Origin of the sequence: Paenibacillus medicaginis (assembly GCF_042138635.1) — a bacterium.
GTDB lineage: Bacteria > Bacillota > Bacilli > Paenibacillales > Paenibacillaceae > Paenibacillus > Paenibacillus medicaginis.
The window spans coordinates 1-2,397 of sequence record NZ_JBHIRY010000069.1; the positions used below are offsets into that span (position 1 = coordinate 1).

Consider the following 2,397-nt stretch of genomic DNA (forward strand, 5'->3'; position numbering starts at 1 on the left):
AAACCAGTCAGACCCGTTACTCCTGTCAAACCAGTCAGACCCGTTACTCCTGTCAAACCAGTCAGACCCGTTACTCCTGTCAAACCAGTCAGACCCGTTACTCCTGTCAAACCAGTCAGACCCGTTACTCCTGTCAAACCAGTCAGGCCTGTTACTCCCGTCAAGCCAGTCAGACCTGTTACTCCCGTCAAGCCAGTCAGACCTGTTACTCCCGTCAAGCCGGTCAGGCCTGTTACTCCTGTCAAGCCCGTCAGACCCGTGGCTCCCGTCAAACCAGTCAGACCCGTGGCTCCAGTTAAACCCGTCAGGCCCGTGGCCCCGGTTAATCCGATTCCCGTTGCTCCGGTGGCTCCGGTAGCTCCTGGGTCTCCGGTGGCTCCCGTGGCCCCGCTCGCTCCTGTTGCTCCACTCGCTCCTGTTGCTCCACTCGCTCCTGTTGCTCCGCTAGCTCCCGTTGCCCCACTAACTCCTGTCGCTCCTGTTGTTCCGCCCGCTCCGGTTGCCCCGGTGGGACCTGTTACTCCGACTCCCGTGGCTCCGGTGACTCCGGTGGCTCCCGGGTCTCCGGTGGCTCCGGTTGGACCTGTTACTCCTATTCCTGTTGCTCCTGTGGCACCTGCCGCTCCGGCTGCTCCGGTCGCTCCTGTGGCACCGGTTGGTCCCACTGGTCCTCCCGATGGACCGGTTGGTCCGGTTGCCCCCGTTGGACCCACAAGATTAGTTGCACTCAAGGCCAGTTCCAGTTTGTTGTTCAGTACCCATTCCTTATTCGCAACTTCTCGCAAAGTTTGCCGAATGCTGTCATTGACATTCAACAAATCACTGATCGTCGCTATCGGGGCTGTTACCCCCGGCAGAGTACCTAATACAAACTGCAGTTTCTCCCCTTCAGCATTCAGGATATGGCTAAGCCCCAGTTCCTCCATCGCTATGGATGAGATAATTAAGGATATCGCATCATCTCTACTCACCGTGATGGTAGGCGTTATGTTTGGCAGATTCGATTGAGACAAATGTTTTCTCTCCCTTCAGTTTTGATAATGCAATATATTCACCCCCCGCGCTGTAGTGTAATGGCATTCATCCATTTTCAACCACACGATAGCAAAATGTGCGATACACTATCCTTCCATTATGTATCCGAGTAATCTATCTGTGCTTCAACATGCGATGGTATGGATCATGATCTTGGAAATTCAAAAAAGCCAGCCTCATGAAGGATCATCATGAGATTATATGAAGAACATTCGTTCTATGGTATGATAAAGTTGTGTTTTAGGGATGAATCTAAGGAGGGCAGGCGCATGCAATCTCTGAATGAACTCTTGGCAAAAAGTGAGGACCGTCGCAGGTTTTTCATGAGAGACTCCGTTATTCCATCTGAGCCAGACACACGACCGAGGGATGAAGAAAAACGTGATGCTGTCCTAGCTATAGAAATTCAAATTATAAAAGACAAAGTGGATATGAGTTGTTTCTCGAAACCCCCTGAGGAGTGGGTGAACAAATGGAGATCGCTGTACGAGACGAACTGAAGGCTTTATTGTTGAAGGCAAGTAAGATAAATGATTCTTGGCGAAGGAAACTTGCTATTGCAAGCGTCATAACTCAAGTGTTTTTAGATAATGACAGAGAACCTCCTATAATTGTTGGTGGTCTTGTTGTGGCCACGTATAGTTCTGGTCAATATGCTACAGAAGATATAGACCTGCTAAGTAGTTATGATGATTTTCCGTATAAGGTATTGGAAGGTTTGGGCTATTCACGATTGGGTAAAGACAGTTTCCATAAACAAATAAATTCTTATGTAGAATTTCCTTCTGGAGAGTTTTCTGGTGATGTTAAAAGAGTTTTACGGTATCAAGTAGAAGAAACTGGTTTGTATGTTTGTGTCATGTGTGTCGAAGATATCATCTTGGACAGACTTGATTCTTACGTTGCTACGAACGATGGTAAATCTAAAGAGTGGGTATTGAAGCTTTTATCTGGTATGTATCCTTATATTGACTGGTCATACATTCATAAATCTGCGCATCAACGTGGAACTTTAAAGGAGCTTGAGAAGATGCAAAGGTTAGTGAAGAGGTATGAGGGTGTGTATGAGAAGATGATTGAGGAAACAAGTGCAAATAGGCAGCGTATGGATTTGTTTTAAAAAGAATCCCATGGCCTTTTGCTACCTTCATTCATTTAAGGACCCTGAATTTATTCAGGGTTAATTTCATGTTCCGGAGGATCACGCATAACGATATGCTTGGCTTATCCATGCCCCGCCTCAGACCAATACAGGGTCAGAAATCCCCCGCAAAATGCGTCTTTCCAGCACCGTTGTTCCGTTTCGCTAACTGCAAGGTTGAAATACGTAACTACGTCAAAAATAAAAGCCTCGGAAGTTTC

General features: G+C 47.5%; 2 protein-coding genes. One reads left to right on the top strand and one right to left on the bottom strand.

Annotated elements, in window-relative coordinates:
* Positions 1–1,013 (bottom strand): alpha-helical endospore appendage domain-containing protein (locus tag ACE5LO_RS27965; protein WP_511228002.1); only part of this gene is annotated, 1,013 nt, incomplete at its 3' end.
* 494 nt (positions 1,014–1,507) lie between these two features.
* On the opposite strand from ACE5LO_RS27965, the gene ACE5LO_RS27640 reads away from it, so the two are divergent.
* Positions 1,508–2,155 carry a DUF6036 family nucleotidyltransferase gene (locus ACE5LO_RS27640; RefSeq protein ID WP_375523121.1) on the top strand — a complete coding sequence of 216 codons (648 nt, stop codon included), beginning with the start codon at positions 1,508–1,510 and terminating at the stop codon, positions 2,153–2,155.
* The last annotated feature ends 242 nt before the right edge of the window (positions 2,156–2,397 follow it).